Origin of the sequence: Pseudomonas sp. FSL R10-1350 (genome assembly GCF_009600525.1) — a bacterium.
Taxonomy (GTDB): domain Bacteria; phylum Pseudomonadota; class Gammaproteobacteria; order Pseudomonadales; family Pseudomonadaceae; genus Aquipseudomonas; species Aquipseudomonas helleri.
This window is the reverse complement of record NZ_WIVR01000011.1, coordinates 75,912-90,119: the sequence shown is the minus strand read 5'-3', so window position 1 is coordinate 90,119 and position 14,208 is coordinate 75,912. Positions and strand designations below refer to the sequence as shown.

14 protein-coding genes are annotated in these 14,208 nt (G+C 56.5%); 5 read left to right on the top strand and 9 right to left on the bottom strand.

The genetic code is table 11. The annotated features are described in order from the left end of the window. Position 1: 1 nt before the first annotated feature. The 5 genes from GHO25_RS08095 to gloB form a co-directional block, all read right to left on the bottom strand. Positions 2–1,075, bottom strand: a complete 1,074-nt coding sequence (locus tag GHO25_RS08095) for a microcin C ABC transporter permease YejB (protein WP_153390521.1) — start codon at positions 1,073–1,075, stop codon at positions 2–4. Beyond that, positions 1,076–2,917 carry an extracellular solute-binding protein gene (locus tag GHO25_RS08090; RefSeq protein WP_153390519.1) on the bottom strand — a complete coding sequence of 614 codons (1,842 nt, stop codon included), beginning with the start codon at positions 2,915–2,917 and terminating at the stop codon, positions 1,076–1,078. It lies immediately after the preceding gene. After that, positions 2,914–4,743 carry an extracellular solute-binding protein gene (locus GHO25_RS08085; RefSeq protein ID WP_153327697.1) on the bottom strand — a complete coding sequence of 610 codons (1,830 nt, stop codon included), beginning with the start codon at positions 4,741–4,743 and terminating at the stop codon, positions 2,914–2,916. The genes GHO25_RS08090 and GHO25_RS08085 overlap by 4 nt, the downstream gene beginning before the upstream one ends. A gap of 155 nt (positions 4,744–4,898) precedes the next feature. Beyond that, positions 4,899–6,299 carry a LysM peptidoglycan-binding domain-containing protein gene (locus GHO25_RS08080; RefSeq protein ID WP_153390517.1) on the bottom strand — a complete coding sequence of 467 codons (1,401 nt, stop codon included), beginning with the start codon at positions 6,297–6,299 and terminating at the stop codon, positions 4,899–4,901. A 98-nt stretch (positions 6,300–6,397) separates the two neighbouring features. After that, the gene (gene gloB, locus GHO25_RS08075) at positions 6,398–7,177 is read right to left on the bottom strand and encodes a hydroxyacylglutathione hydrolase (protein WP_153390515.1); all 780 of its coding nucleotides are present in this window, start codon (positions 7,175–7,177) and stop codon (positions 6,398–6,400) included. 123 nt (positions 7,178–7,300) lie between these two features. Here gloB and GHO25_RS08070 point away from each other — a divergent pair, with 123 nt between their 5' ends. From GHO25_RS08070 to GHO25_RS08055, 4 genes are all read left to right on the top strand, one after another. Then, on the top strand, positions 7,301–8,059 hold the full coding sequence (locus GHO25_RS08070) for a class I SAM-dependent methyltransferase (protein WP_123750085.1): 759 nt from the start codon (positions 7,301–7,303) through the stop codon (positions 8,057–8,059). A 91-nt stretch (positions 8,060–8,150) separates the two neighbouring features. After that, a complete protein-coding gene (gene rnhA / locus GHO25_RS08065) occupies positions 8,151–8,603 on the top strand; it encodes a ribonuclease HI (protein WP_048373061.1) in 453 nt (150 codons plus the stop codon). Next, positions 8,596–9,348 (top strand): DNA polymerase III subunit epsilon, encoded by a 753-nt coding sequence (dnaQ, locus tag GHO25_RS08060; protein WP_048373063.1) that lies wholly within the window; start codon positions 8,596–8,598, stop codon positions 9,346–9,348. Before rnhA ends, dnaQ begins: the two co-directional genes overlap by 8 nt. A gap of 80 nt (positions 9,349–9,428) precedes the next feature. Continuing rightward, positions 9,429–10,001: a GNAT family N-acetyltransferase gene (locus GHO25_RS08055; RefSeq protein ID WP_048373064.1), complete on the top strand. Its 573-nt coding sequence runs from the start codon at positions 9,429–9,431 to the stop codon at positions 9,999–10,001. A gap of 48 nt (positions 10,002–10,049) precedes the next feature. On the opposite strand, the gene GHO25_RS08050 is transcribed toward GHO25_RS08055, so the two are convergent. Continuing rightward, positions 10,050–10,961: a LysR family transcriptional regulator gene (locus GHO25_RS08050; protein WP_153390513.1), complete on the bottom strand. Its 912-nt coding sequence runs from the start codon at positions 10,959–10,961 to the stop codon at positions 10,050–10,052. A gap of 95 nt (positions 10,962–11,056) precedes the next feature. Continuing rightward, on the bottom strand, positions 11,057–11,299 hold the full coding sequence (locus tag GHO25_RS08045) for a hypothetical protein (protein ID WP_048373067.1): 243 nt from the start codon (positions 11,297–11,299) through the stop codon (positions 11,057–11,059). Between the two features lie 196 nt (positions 11,300–11,495). Here GHO25_RS08045 and GHO25_RS08040 point away from each other — a divergent pair, with 196 nt between their 5' ends. Continuing rightward, complete coding sequence (locus GHO25_RS08040) at positions 11,496–12,056, top strand: NADPH-dependent FMN reductase (RefSeq protein ID WP_153390511.1); 561 nt, start codon at positions 11,496–11,498, stop codon at positions 12,054–12,056. 62 nt (positions 12,057–12,118) lie between these two features. Here GHO25_RS08040 and phnX read toward each other — a convergent pair whose 3' ends face one another. Further along, on the bottom strand, positions 12,119–12,946 hold the full coding sequence (phnX, locus tag GHO25_RS08035) for a phosphonoacetaldehyde hydrolase (protein WP_153390509.1): 828 nt from the start codon (positions 12,944–12,946) through the stop codon (positions 12,119–12,121). A 69-nt stretch (positions 12,947–13,015) separates the two neighbouring features. Next, complete coding sequence (locus tag GHO25_RS08030) at positions 13,016–14,125, bottom strand: 2-aminoethylphosphonate--pyruvate transaminase (protein WP_153390507.1); 1,110 nt, start codon at positions 14,123–14,125, stop codon at positions 13,016–13,018. Between the last annotated feature and the right edge of the window lie 83 nt (positions 14,126–14,208).

The window sequence follows — 14,208 nt, the reverse complement described above, 5'->3', positions numbered from 1 at the left end:
CTCAATGCTCCCGGCTTTCAAAGTCGATACGCGGATCAACCAGGGTGTATGAGAGGTCGCCGATCAGTTTCACCACCAGCCCGACCAGCGTGAAGATAAACAGGGTGCCAAACACCACCGGGTAATCGCGATTGATCGCAGCTTCGAAGCTCATCAGCCCGAGGCCGTCCAGCGAGAAGATCACTTCAACCAGCAATGAGCCGGTAAAGAAGATGCCGATGAAGGCCGACGGGAAGCCGGCAATCACCAGTAGCATGGCGTTGCGAAACACGTGCCCGTAGAGCACGCGGTGATTGGTCAAGCCCTTGGCCTTGGCCGTGACCACGTATTGTTTGTTGATCTCATCCAGAAAGCTGTTTTTGGTCAGCAAGGTCATGGTGGCAAAGTTACCGATGACCAGCGCGGTGATGGGCAGCGCCAAGTGCCAGAAATAGTCGAGGATCTTGCCGCCCAGGCTGAGCTCGTCGAAGTTGTTGGAGGTCAGGCCGCGCAATGGGAACCAGTCCAGATAACTGCCCCCGGCGAACACCACGATCAGCAGAATGGCAAACAAAAAGGCCGGAATCGCGTAACCGATAATGATTGCCGAACTGGTCCATACGTCAAAGTGGCTGCCATGGCGCGTGGCCTTGGCGATACCCAGCGGGATCGAGACCAGGTACATGATCAGCGTGCTCCACAACCCCAGCGAAATGGACACCGGCATTTTTTCTTTGATCAGGTCGATGACCTTGGCGTCCCGGAAAAAACTCTCACCGAAATCCAGTTGGGCGTAGTTCTTGATCATGATCCACAGGCGTTCAGGCGCTGACTTGTCGAAACCGTACATCTTCTCGATTTCTTCAATCAGCGCCGGGTCCAGGCCTTGCGCGCCCCGGTAGTTGGAGCCAGCCACCGAGACTTCCGAGCCGCCTCCGGCGATACGGCTGGTTGCTCCGTCGAAGCCTTCAAGTTTGGCGATCATCTGGTCAACCGGGCCGCCAGGGGCGGCCTGAATAATGACGAAGTTAATCAGCAGAATGCCGAACAGCGTCGGAATAATTAGCAGCAGTCGCCTGAATATATACGCCAGCATTTACGGCTCCAGGCTTTCGCTTGTGGGTTTGGTAGGGGTTACGGGCGCTGCATCAGGTTTTGCCCACCACGTCTCGGTGCCGATGTCGTACAGCGGGGTCACCGCCGGGTGGCCAATGTTGTGCGAGTAGGCGACGCGCCAGGTTTTGATGTGCCAGTTGGGGATGACGTAGTAGCCCCATTGCAACACGCGGTCCAGCGCCCGGGCGTGGTTGATCAGGCTTTGCCGGGAATCGGCATGGATCAGGTCTTCGGTCAGTTGATCGATGGCCGGGTCTTTAAGGCCAATAAAATTACGGCTGCCGGGTTTGTCGTAGCTCGACGATTCCCAGTATTCACGCTGCTCACTGCCCGGCGAGTTGGACTGCGGGAAGCTGCCGACAATCATGTCGAAGTCCCGTGAACGCAGGCGATTGAGGTATTGCGAGGTGTCGACCCGACGAATTTGCAGATCGATACCCAAGTCGCTGAGGTTGCGTTTGTAAGGCAGCAGAATTCGCTCGAATTCCGATTGCGCCAGCAAGAACTCAATTTTTACCGGCTTGCCTTGGGCGTCGACCATCTTGTCATCGACGATACGCCAGCCAGCGTCTTGCAGCAGTTGATAGGCGCGGCGCTGTTGGTCGCGAATCATGCCGCTGGCGTCGGTGACGTTGGGTTTGAAGACCTCGGTGAAAACCTTGTCCGGTATCTGGCCACGCAAGGGTTCTAAAATAGCCAGCTCTTCAGCGCTCGGAAGTTCCTTGGCGGCCATTTCCGAGTTCTCAAAATAACTGCCGGTGCGTGAATAGGCGCCGCTGAACAGTTGCTTGTTGGCCCATTCGAAGTCAAACAGCAGGCTCAGAGCTTCGCGCACCCGTACATCCTGAAACATGGGTTTGCGCAGGTTGAAGATAAAGCCTTGCATGCCGGTCGGGTTATGGTTACGAATTTCTTCTTTTTTCAAGCGGCCCTGGGTGAAGGCTGGCGCGTTGTAGGCACTCGCCCAGTTCTTGGCGCTGATCTCGAACCAGTAATCAAACTGCCCGGCCTTGAGGGCTTCAAATGCCACGCTGTTGTCGCGGAAGTAGTCCACGGTAATCGCATCGAAGTTGTACAGGCCCTTGTTGATCGGCAGGTCTTTGCCCCAGTAATCCTTGTTGCGCTCGTAGCGGATGGAGCGCCCGGGTTTGATATCCGTGATGGTGTAGGGGCCGCTGCCGACAGGGATTTCAAGGTTGCCTTTACCGAAGTCTCGGGTTTCCCACCAATGCTTGGGCAGGACGGGCAGTTGCCCCAGAATCAGCGGCAGTTCGCGGTTTTTGTTGTGCTTAAAGGTGAACTTCACCTGCAACGGGTTTTCGGCAATGGCCTGGTCGACATCGCTGTAATAGCCCTTGTACAGCGGCGAGCCGTTTTTCATCAGTGTGTCAAAGGTAAACACCACGTCTTCGGCGCGGATCGGGTGGCCATCGTTGAACTTGGCTTCGGGGCGCAGGTAAAACCGTACCCAGCTGTTATCCGGCGCTTTTTCCATCTTTTGCGCGATTAAACCGTAGGAGGTAAACGGTTCGTCCAGCGTCTGGCGGGTCAGGGTGTCGAAGGTCATTTCAATCCCTTCGGCCGGTACGCCCTTGTTGATAAACGGGTTGAGGCTGTCAAAGCTGCCGGTGGTTGATTTGCGAAAGATGCCGCCCTTGGGGGCATCCGGGTTCACGTAATCGACATGCTTGAAGTCAGCCGGGTATTTCGGCGGCTCATCGTAAAGCGTCAATGCATGTTGCGGAGCGGCCAATGCCGCACAGGTCACACTGGCCAGCAACAGGCCTGCCAGCGGTTTTAGCCAGGTACGCAAAGGCATCATTGGGTTTTCTCCGTAGGCTTGAGCCACCATGCGCTAAGGCCCAGTGTGTAAGGCGGCGTCGTCACAAAGGCGAACCGGTTGCGGTACGCCAGGCGGTGATAATTCAGATACCAGTTGGGAATCATGTAGTGCTGCCAGAGTAAAACGCGATCCAGCGCCCGGCCAGCAGCCAGTTGTTCTTCGCGGTTCTGTGCGGCCAGGAGTTTTTCCAGCAATTGATCGACGACCGGGCTGGCAACCCCTGCATAGTTCTTGCTGCCCTTGACGTTGGCCTGGCTGGAGTGAAAGTACTGCCACTGTTCAAGCCCGGGGCTCAAGGTCTGATCGAGGGTCATCAGGATCATGTCGAAATCGAATTGGTCCAGCCGCTGTTTGTATTGCGCGCGGTCGACAGTGCGCAGCCGCGCTTCGATACCGATGCTGGCGAGGTTCTCGACATAAGGTTGCAAAATGCGTTCGAGGTTCGGATTGACCAGCAATATCTCGAACGTCAGCGGTTTGCCTTCGCTATTGAGCAAGCGTTGCCCGGACAGTTTCCAGCCACCTTGGGCCAACAGATCCAGAGCGTGGCGCATGGTTTCGCGGGGGATACCGCGGCCATCAGTTTTCGGCAGGCTGAAGGCCTGGCTGAACAGCTCGGGTGGCAACTGGCTGCGCCAAGGGGAGAGCATCAGCCATTCATGGCCTTGGGGGATGCCGCTGGCCGAGAACTCACTGTTGGGGTAGTAGCTTTCGGCCCGTTGATATGAGCTATTGAATAAGGCGCGGTTGGTCCATTCGAAGTCGAACATTTGCCCCAGTGCTTCGCGAACTTTAGCTTGCGCGAAGGTACTGCGGCGGCTGTTCATAAACAGGCCTTGTGTCTGGGTCGGGATCTGATGGGTGATTTCAGCCTTGATCACATCGCCACGGCGTACTGCCGGAAACCGGTAGGCATTGGCCCAGTTCTTGGCCTGGTGTTCGATATAAATGTCGAATTCGCCCGCCTTGAACGCTTCGAAGGCAACGTTGCTGTCACGGTAAAACTCCACTTCGACCCGGTCGAAATTGTATTTACCGCGATTGACTGGCAGGTTGGCGCCCCACCAGTTTTTGACATGTTCAAACACCAACTGCCGGCCTGGGGTCACCTTGGTGATGCGATAAGGCCCGCTGCCCAGCGGTGGCTCGAACGTTGTCGCTTTAAAGTCGCGTTTCGCCCAGTAGTGCTGCGGCAGAACTGGCAATTCCCCCAGCCGCAGAATCAATAACGGGTTGCCCGCACGTTTAAACACAAAACGGATGCGCTTGGGACCCAAAATATCGACGCGCTGAACTTCTTGAAGGTTGGTCCGGTATTGAGGATGACCTTCTTTTAGCAGCAAGTTGTAAGAAAACGCTACGTCGTAGGCGGTGATGGGTTTGCCATCATGAAAACGTGCTTCGGGTCGCAGGTTAAACACCACCCAACTGCGGTCTTCGTTGTATTCGACTGATTGTGCAATCAAGCCATAACTGGACGTAGGTTCGTCACCGGACGGGGCATATTGGCCAGTACCGGCCATTAATGTCTCGTTGAGTTCGTTGACCCCGTATTGCAAGAAGTTTGCAGTCGAAACCGGGCTGGTACCCTTGAAGGAATAAGGGTTAAGCGTGTCAAACGTGCCAAATGCCATGACCCGCAACGTCCCGCCTTTAGGCGCGTCGGGATTTACCCAATCGTAATGAGTAAACGTTGCCGGGTATTTGAGAGTACCGAACTGTGCATAACCGTGGCTTTCACTCAGGGTCGCACTCGCCGGAAAGCTCAAGGCCAGATTGATAAGAACTAACAGAAAGGGACGCATTAAGTCAGGTATTCGATCCGGGCATTGGGCTGAAGGTTTCCGTACAGTAACAGCTTGTATCTGTAGGAAAAAGGCCACGCCAGAAAGCACTGCGGGCAAGCAACTTCCTGCAATTTAGTAGGAGTATGCTTGCCCGCATGTACGTGCGAACCGAATCAGTGCGGCTTGTAGACCGTCAGGACTTGACCGGGCTTGAGGGCCTTGGCTGAATTTGGATTCCAGCGCTTAAGGTGCTGCATTTCAACATTGAAACGCTTGGCAACAATGTATAAAGAGTCGCCTTTTTTAACCGTGTAAGTTGTGGCTTTTTTAGCAGCAGGCTTGCGGGTGTCCTGCATGACCAGCGTTTGGCCAGCCTTCAGGTTATGCCCGCTAAGTTTGTTCCAGCGCTGCAGATCTTTGACGTCAACTTTATTGGCTTTGGCGATCAGTGTCAGGTTGTCACCGCGTTTAACCCGGTATTGACGGGTTGGCCGGGCCGGCGGGTTGCTGGCGACTGTGTCGAAAACGGCCTTTTTAGGGCGCAGGCTCACCAGCTCTTCAGGCTTGAGATTTGACAGGCTGGCGGTCAACAACTGGGCTTTGGACGTTGGCACCAGCAAGTGTTGCGGGCCATCAGTGGTGGCGCGCTGCTTGTAGGCGGGGTTCAACTGAAACATTTCGTCTTCGTCGATCTCGGCCAGGGCTGCCACGCGGGACAGGTCCATGGACTGCTTGATCTCGACCATCTCGAAGTACGGTTCGTTGGCAATCGGGTTGAGGTTGATGCCATAGGCTTCGGGGGTCAGCACCACCTGTGACAGGGCCAGCAGCTTGGGCACATAATCTTTGGTTTCCTGCGGCAAAGGCAGGTTCCAGTAGTCGGTCGGCAAGCCGAGTTTTTCGTTGCGTTCAATTGCCCGGCTGACCGTGCCTTCACCTGCGTTATAAGCGGCCAGTGCCAGCAGCCAGTCACCGTTGAACATGTCATGCAGGCGCGTCAGGTAGTTCATGGCCGCGAGGGTCGAGGCGGTAATGTCGCGTCGGCCATCGTAGGCGCGGGTTTGGCGCAGATTGAAATAACGGCCCGTCGACGGGATGAACTGCCAAAGCCCCACCGCATTGGCGTGGGAATACGCCATCGGGTTGTAAGAGCTTTCGATTACCGGCAATAACGCCAGTTCGAGTGGCATGTTGCGTTCTTCAAGGCGCTCGACGATGTAATGAATGTACAAGCTGCCGCGTTCGCCGGCGCCTTCAAGAAAAGACGGGTTGCTGGCAAACCACAAACGCTGTTGTTCGATACGCGGGTTGACGCCCAGGCCTTCTTGTAGCTGGAAGCCTTGACGCATGCGTTCCCAAACGTCTTTGGGGGCAACTGGCCCCGGCTTTTCCTTGAGCCAGAGCGGCTCTTGAGGAATGCGTTTGGTCAGTTTGAGAGTGGGCCGATCGACCGTTTGGGTCGAATGATCGAAGCTCTGGCATCCCGCCAAAGTGGCGGACACAACCACCGCGATCGCTTTAGCCAAGCGCGTCAATGCGTCTGAACTGATGGAGTTAGATTTAAATGACGACATTGGTTAAAGATAGTTTCGGGCAAAAATGTCGGGCGATTCTAGAAAGCAGGTGGGGCGCGGTCAACCATTCAGAATTTTAATGGCAACCGCGACACTGATTAAAACTTGTCTTTCCAGCTACGCAAGCTGGCAAAGACCGCGCTGGGCGAGTCATTGTCACGCTTGTTCCATTCGTCAGCTTTTTCTTTAACAGATATTTCGTTAACCCGCAGAAACGGATTAGTGCGCAATTCAAGCGCAATACTTGATGGCAAACTGATTTTGCCTGCATCACGCCAGGCCGCAACTTGTGCAACTCGGTCGGCAATATCCGGGTTATTCGGCTCTACCGCTTGGGCAAAGCGCAAGTTGCTTTGTGTGTATTCGTGAGTGCAATACACCTCAGTGTGCGCTGGCAAGGCTGCCAGCCGACTTAAAGAGTGATGCATTTGTTCAGGAGTGCCTTCAAATAACCGGCCGCAGCCAGCTGCGAACAACGTATCGCCGCTGAACAATAGTGGCTTTGAAACATCAGCGTGGTAATAAGCGATATGACCCAGGGTATGCCCAGGAACCAGAAATACTTTGAATTCAATTCCCAGTACGTTGATCACATCGTTATCGTTAAGTGGCACTTGTCGCGCGGGAATGTTTTCCAGCGCCGGGCCCCAGACTTTAGCGCCTGTGGTGGTGTGTAATTGCTCAACGCCACCCACATGGTCATGGTGATGGTGGGTGACCAGAATATCGCTGAGAACCCACTCGGGATGGTGCTTGAGCCAGTTCAGCACCGGGGCGGCGTCACCCGGATCGACCACGGCGCAGCGTTTTTGGGTCGTATCCTGTAACAACCATATGTAGTTGTCGCTGAAGGCGGGCAGGGCGTCGATCTGTAACATGGTGCAATTCCCAAGTGCGAGACAATGGCGCATCTTAGGGGCTGTTGGTGTTGCAATGCGAGCCGCGTTGCAGCGCCAGCCGAACGAAGAGGCGTAACCGGTGGATGGCGAGGTGGAGGAACAATGACCGATAAACCATTGGCTCAGGCGGACCCTGAGTGGCTGGCACTGATCAGTTCGGCCCGCGAATGGCTGTCTGGTCCCCTTGGCCAGTTGCTGCTGGAAGATGAGCAGCGTGTGCTTGAGGACGAACTCGGACGCTATTTCGGTGGCTACCTGGTGCATTACGGTCCGGGTGCCGACACGCCGCCCAAGGCTCCGCAAGTGCAGCGCAATGTGCGGCTGGGCGCGCCTTTACCGGGTGTCGAAATCATTTGTGAAGAGCAATCCTGGCCTTTATGCGAGCACGCGGCCGATGTGGTGGTGTTGCAGCACGGTCTGGATTTTTGTTTGTCACCTCACGGTCTGCTGCGTGAAGCCGCCAGCAGCGTCCGCCCCGGCGGGCATTTGTTGATTGTGGGGATCAACCCCTGGAGCAGTTGGGGGCTGCGGCATGTTTTTGCCAAAGATGCCCTGCGCAAGGCACGGTGCATTTCCCCGTCGCGGGTTGCCGACTGGCTGAATCTGCTGGGCTTTGCGCTGGAGAAACGCCGCTTCGGATGCTATCGTCCGCCGCTTGCTTCCAAGGCGTGGCAAGGCCGTTTGTCAGGTTGGGAGCGCAAGGCCGGTAGCTGGCAATTGGCCGGTGGGGGCTTCTATGTATTGGTCGCCCGCAAAATGGTGGTGGGTTTGCGGCCCGTCAAGCCACTGCGTCGAGAGCCAAAAGGCAAACTGATCCCTCTGCAGATGGCCAAGGTCAATCGACCTGATATTGAACCCTAATTTAAAATGCCGGGTCGGGTTAACCCGGCCCCAGGTGCTGCCATCACGACTTGATAGGCAGGCCGAGGCAGTTCTTTCTGGATAGTTGGCAATGAGCGATTGCGTAGAAATGTTCACCGATGGAGCCTGCAAGGGTAACCCTGGCCCGGGTGGCTGGGGGGCTTTGCTGGTCTATCAAGGCGTTGAAAAAGAACTCTGGGGCGGCGAGCCCGACACCACCAACAATCGCATGGAGTTAATGGCGGCCATTCGCGGGCTTGAAGAGCTCAAGCGCCCCTGCGAAGTCTTGCTGGTCACCGACTCGCAGTACGTGATGAAAGGCATCACCGAGTGGATGGTCAACTGGAAGAAGCGCGGGTGGAAAACCGCTGCCAAAGAGCCGGTGAAAAATGCCGACCTGTGGAAGCAACTGGACGAACAAGTCAATCGCCACACGGTGAAATGGCAGTGGGTGCGCGGGCACATTGGCCATCATGGCAATGAGCGTGCTGACCAGTTGGCCAATCGCGGGGTCGAGGAAATGAGGGGCAAAAAACATGCGTAGTGTAGTACTCGATACTGAAACCACCGGTATGCCCGTCACCGATGGTCATCGGGTGATCGAGATTGGTTGCGTGGAATTAATGGGCCGTCGCCTCACCGGCCGTCATTTTCACGTGTACCTGCAACCTGACCGTGAAAGTGACGAGGGTGCCATCGGCGTCCACGGTATTACCAATGAGTTTCTGGTCGGCAAACCGCGTTTTGGCGAAGTCGCCGACGAGTTTTTCGACTTCATCTCGGGTGCTCAACTGATCATTCATAACGCCGCGTTTGACGTCGGCTTTCTGAATAACGAGTTTGCCTTGATCGGGCAGACCGACCGCGCTGACATCACCCAACACTGCACCATTCTCGATACCCTGATGATGGCGCGTGGCCGTCACCCTGGGCAGCGCAATAGCCTGGATGCTTTGTGCAAACGCTATGGTGTAGACAACTCGGGCCGTGAGTTGCACGGCGCCTTGCTCGACTCCGAGATTCTGGCGGATGTTTACCTGGCCATGACCGGTGGGCAAACCAGCCTGTCGCTGGCGGGTAATGCGTCTGATGGCCATGAGTCGGGTGAGAGTTCTGGCAGCCAGGCCACGGAAATTCGCCGTTTGTCAGCGAGCCGTCAACCAGGTCGGATTATTCGTGCAAGTGAAAGTGACTTGGCCGAACATGCGGCGCGCCTTGAGGCGATTGCCAAGTCGGCGGGTGGTCCGTCGCTGTGGGCACAACTCATCGAAGCTCAAACCCGGCACTAGATCTATCATGGTTGTCACGCCGTCGCGGATTGCGATGGCGAGTTGCAGGGGTATTTCACCGCAAGAAAGAGGGATTTTTCATGCACCTGGTTTTAAACCCCAATGACCCCGTGGTTTCGGTTCGATTGGCGGATGAAGGGTTTGCGCCTTATGTATGGGGCAATGATTTTAGTTTTGAAGTAAACGCGTATGCCCGTGCTGACCGTCATAAGAAGGTCGAGCACTGGCCATTGGACATGATCACGCCCTATCGCAAGTGTTACGGCATAGACCCGGATGAATTTGCCAGTTTCATTGGGGCGCCGGACAGTGCGATTTTCATGGCTTATCTGGATGATCAGCCGGTAGGGCATGTGGTCGTCAGTACAAACTGGAATGGCTTTGCCCATGTCGATGAACTGGCCGTTGCCGCTTGTGCGCGCCGTCATGGCGTGGCCAAGTCATTGCTCGATGTGGTCAAGTTCTGGAGCCACAAGAAAAAACTGCAGGGCATCATGCTCGAAACCCAAAACAACAACATCGGTGCCTGCCGCTTGTATGAGCGTTGCGGGTATCAGGTGGGCGGTATTGATTACTTGCGCTATCGCGGCATCGATCCGCAAACCTGCGAAGTGGCGATTTTTTGGTATCTGCTGTTTGAAAGCCAGGTGTAGCCGCGGCCGCAGGCTGCCATCTTTACAGGTAAGAAACCTAAGATCGTGTTAAAGGGTGACGGCGCCCTGGTCTGCCAGCAAGACCTCGGCCCGTTCACGCACAATCTCAAGCAGCGCTTTAAGCGCTGCGCCGGGCTCTGAGCCTTTGCGCGTGAGGGCATACAGAGTCACGGGAACTGCGGGTGATAACGGGCACACGTCCAGCCCGCTGTTTTTGGCGCCAATGGCAGTAAACGGATCCACCAGCGCCAGGCCTTCGCCTGCTTCAACCATGCTGCGCATCATCTGATAACTGTGTACGTCAATGTGCACCACCGGCGCTGGCCGCAGTGTGTGCAGCTTGCTGTCGAGCATTCGGCTCAGCGGGTCGTGCTGACGCAGGCCAATCATGGCTTGGCCGGCCAGATCGTGCAGGGCGATGTACTTTTGTTTCGGGCCAAGCCAGCCGTGAGGCGCGAGCAATTGGACTTTTCCCTGGGCCAACTTCTGGCTATCAACGCCCGGCTGCTCGGCCGGTTGCAGAGCCAGGCCGACGTCGCATTCATCCATTAGCACGCGGCGTACTATTTCAGAGAAGCACTGGCTGCTCAGGGTCGTGGGCGTGTCGGGGAAGCGTCGTCTCAACGTCGCAACGCTGTGCGGCAGCAAGGGCTGCGCCAAGGTCTCGCTACAGGCCACGCGCAAGGTCGGGTCCTGATGCTGGCGCAAGGCGTCGCCAAGTCGGCGAAGCGGGTCTGCATCCATGTACAACTGATTGACCAGCGGTTGCAGCAGGAGGGTTTCGCGAGTGGCTTGCAGGCGTCCGCGCACGCTGGCAAACAGCATGAAGCCGAGCTGTTGCTCGGCTTCATGGAGTGTCGCGCTCAGCGTGGATACAGGCAGTTGCAACCATTCGGCCGCATGGTCGAGGTTGCCGGTCTGCAAGATCGCCTGGATCACTTCGATGTGGCGTAAACGCATGCGTGAAGTCCGTATTCAGCGGGTCAGGTTGGCGCGTTGCCTGGCCTGACCCCAGTCTCATCCTGTGACTTCAGCGTTATCCCGGTGGCTGAGGGTTACTCAGGCGTTACAACGGCGTCAGGCTTTGTCGCCACGGCGGTTTGCGAATCACGCGTTAGCAGCACTTTCGACTGGATCAGTTCGAACTCGTTGTCACTGATCTTGGTAACGCGATCTCCAATAGCCAGCTTGTAGGTGACCACAGGGTGACCCTCTACCACTGTTTCAAACTCATGCACCGAATAGACACGGCCTTCCGCGTCTCTTGCATGAAATTGCCCAACTAAAACTGCAGCCATTTGTAGAGAACCTCTGGAGATAAACACCCAATTTGCGGCTCTGTAGACCGTTGATCAGTAGGGGAAGTTTAACGATTTGGAAAAAATAGTCCGGCTACTTTACAGGCTTGCCCGCCGATAAGGTAAATCGAACTGCAAGAAAGCTGCCCGATCATCTATAACTAATCTTCCTACAGCCACAGACTCGGAGTTTTCTATGAGCAAGGTCTACAACGTAGCAGTGCTAGTCGGTAGTTTGAGGAAGGATTCGCTCAATCGAAAAGTGGCTCATGCACTGGCAGAGCTGGCGCCGGCCAATTTGAAGCTGAACATTATCGAGATCGGGGATCTGGCGCTGTACAACGAGGACATTGATACCGCCACGCCACCCGCGGCCTACAGCGCTTTCCGTGATCAAGTACGCGCCGCCGATGCTGTGCTGTTTGTCACCCCGGAATACAACCGCTCGGTTCCGGCCGCCCTGAAAAACGCCCTCGACGTGGGTTCCCGCCCTTACGGTCAAAGTGTCTGGGGTGGTAAGCCTGGCGCAATCATCAGCGTGTCGCCGGGTGCCATCGGTGGTTTTGGCGCCAACCATCACTTGCGGCAATCGCTGGTCTTTCTGAATGTTCCTTGCTTGCAACAGCCAGAAGCCTACCTGGGCGGGGCCGGTAGCGTCTTTGATGAGTCAGGCAAGCTGTCAGAAAAAACCCGACCATTCCTGCAAGCCTTTATCGATGCCTACAGCCAGTGGGTTGAGCAATTGAAAAAAGCCTGATCGCGGATCAAGACCTGCACGGCAGACGACTGCACCGGGCGCAGTCGTCTGTCGGCCATCACTTAACTGCTTTGCGGCATTTCGCCGTTCGCCAGGCGTTTGTTGATATCGGCAATCACCTCGGGCAAATCGCTGAGGGTGTCGATCAAGTAATGCGGACGCGACCCTTCAAACAGGCTGTGAATACGTGTGCGTTCCGAGGCGAGGGTGGCTGGGTCCAGCGCACGGTATTGCTCGTACGTCAGGCCCAGCGCGTTGCCGGAACACACCAACGCCACCGTCCACATGCCCGCACGGCGGCCTTCAAGAATGCCTGGCACGGTGTCGTCGACTTTTACGCAAGCGCCCACATCATCAATACCCAGCGCGATCACGTTGGCCAAGGCCTGGGCAGGCCACGGGCGGCCGTTAGGCACTTGGTCAGTCGCCACGACGTGATCGGCGGTGTAACCGCGTGTGGCCGCCAGTTCAACGACCTTGGTCATCACTTGCGCCGGATACCCTGAGCACGACCCGATTTTGATTCCTTGCTCGCGTAACTGGGCGATGGTTTCCAGTGCGCCGGGGATCAGCGCCGAGTGCTCGGCGATTTTTTCGATTTGCAGCGGCATAAAGCGTTGGTAAATAGCCGTGACATCGTCATCGCTCGGTGTGCGGCCAAAAACCATTTTGTAGCGCTCACTGATCTGGGGTTGATCGCACAGGGTGCGAATGTGGTCCCACTTGCCCATGCCCATCGGGCCGCGTGCTTCCTCGATCGACACCTGCACGTCGAACTCGGCAAAGGCTTCGACAAAAATCTGAGTTGGGGCGAAGGAGCCAAAGTCGACCACGGTGCCGGCCCAGTCGAGAATCGCTGCCTGAAGTTTGCTTGGGTTGGTGTAGTTCATGTCTGTAAATCCTGTATGAGCAGCCTCGACTGCACGAAATAAACGGGGGGTTATCAGGTCGGAGCGGTCTTAAATGTCCAGCACTTCCATTTCGCCCAGCGCTTGGGCGATGGCAGTGACCGCTGCGTGCATGTCGATGGAACTGACGTGCCCGATACAGCCGACGCGGAACGTTTCAACTTGGGTCAATTTGCCGGGGTACAGGATGAAACCCTTGGCCTTGACCCGTTCGTAGAGCGTTTTGAAGTCATAGCGCGGGTCTTTGGGGGCATGGAAGGTCACGATGATCGGTGCCTGAATCGCTGCGGGCAGAAAGCTGCGCAACCCAAGCCGGGCCATGCCGTCGAGCAGTGTCTGGCAGTTGTTGGCGTAGCGTTTGTGCCGTGCTGGCAAGCCGCCTTCTTCGTTGTATTGCAACAAGGCTTCGTGTAGCGCGGCGACGACGTGGGTGGGCGGGGTGAAGCGCCATTGCCCGGTCTTGGCCATGTAGGCGTGCTGGTCTTGCAGGTCCATTGCCAGCGAATGGGCGTTGCCGGCAGCGTTGGCCAGTGATTCTTTGCGGGCGAAGACAAAGCCCATGCCCGGTACGCCTTCCAGGCACTTGCCGGAGGCTGCGATCAGCGCATCGAACGCGATTGTTTGTGCGTCGATGGGCAGGGCCCCGAAGGAACTCATGGCGTCGATGATCAGGCGTTTGCCGTGGCGGGCGATGACCGCCGCTATGTCTGACAGCGGGTTGAGGATCCCGGTGCTGGTTTCACAGTGAATCAAGGCGACGTGGCTGATACTCGGATCGGCCTTGAGCAGGCGCTCAACATCGGCGGCGGTGGTCGGTTGGTCTTCGGCGGTTTCAAAGATGCTGAAGCGGCGGGCGAGGACTTCGCAGATTTTTGCCAAACGCTTGCCGTATGCGCCATTGATCAGTACCAGGACATGGCCGTCGCGGGGCACCAGGGTACCCATCGCCGCTTCGACCGCGAACGTGCCGCTGCCCTGCAACGGTACGCAGTGGTGGGTCTCGCTGCCGTTGATGATCGCCAGCAATTGTTCGCACACGCTGGCCGTCAACTGGTTGAAGCGGTCATCCCATGAACCCCAGTCGACCAGCATGGCCTGACGTGTGCGCAGCGAGGTCGTCAATGGGCCCGGGGTCAGCAGGATCGGCGCAGCAGGGGTCATTCTGGTTTCCTCACACACTTGGGATGGCAATTGATTACAGGGCATACGTTGCAGTTTGCGTTTCTATCAATCAAATTGTTTAT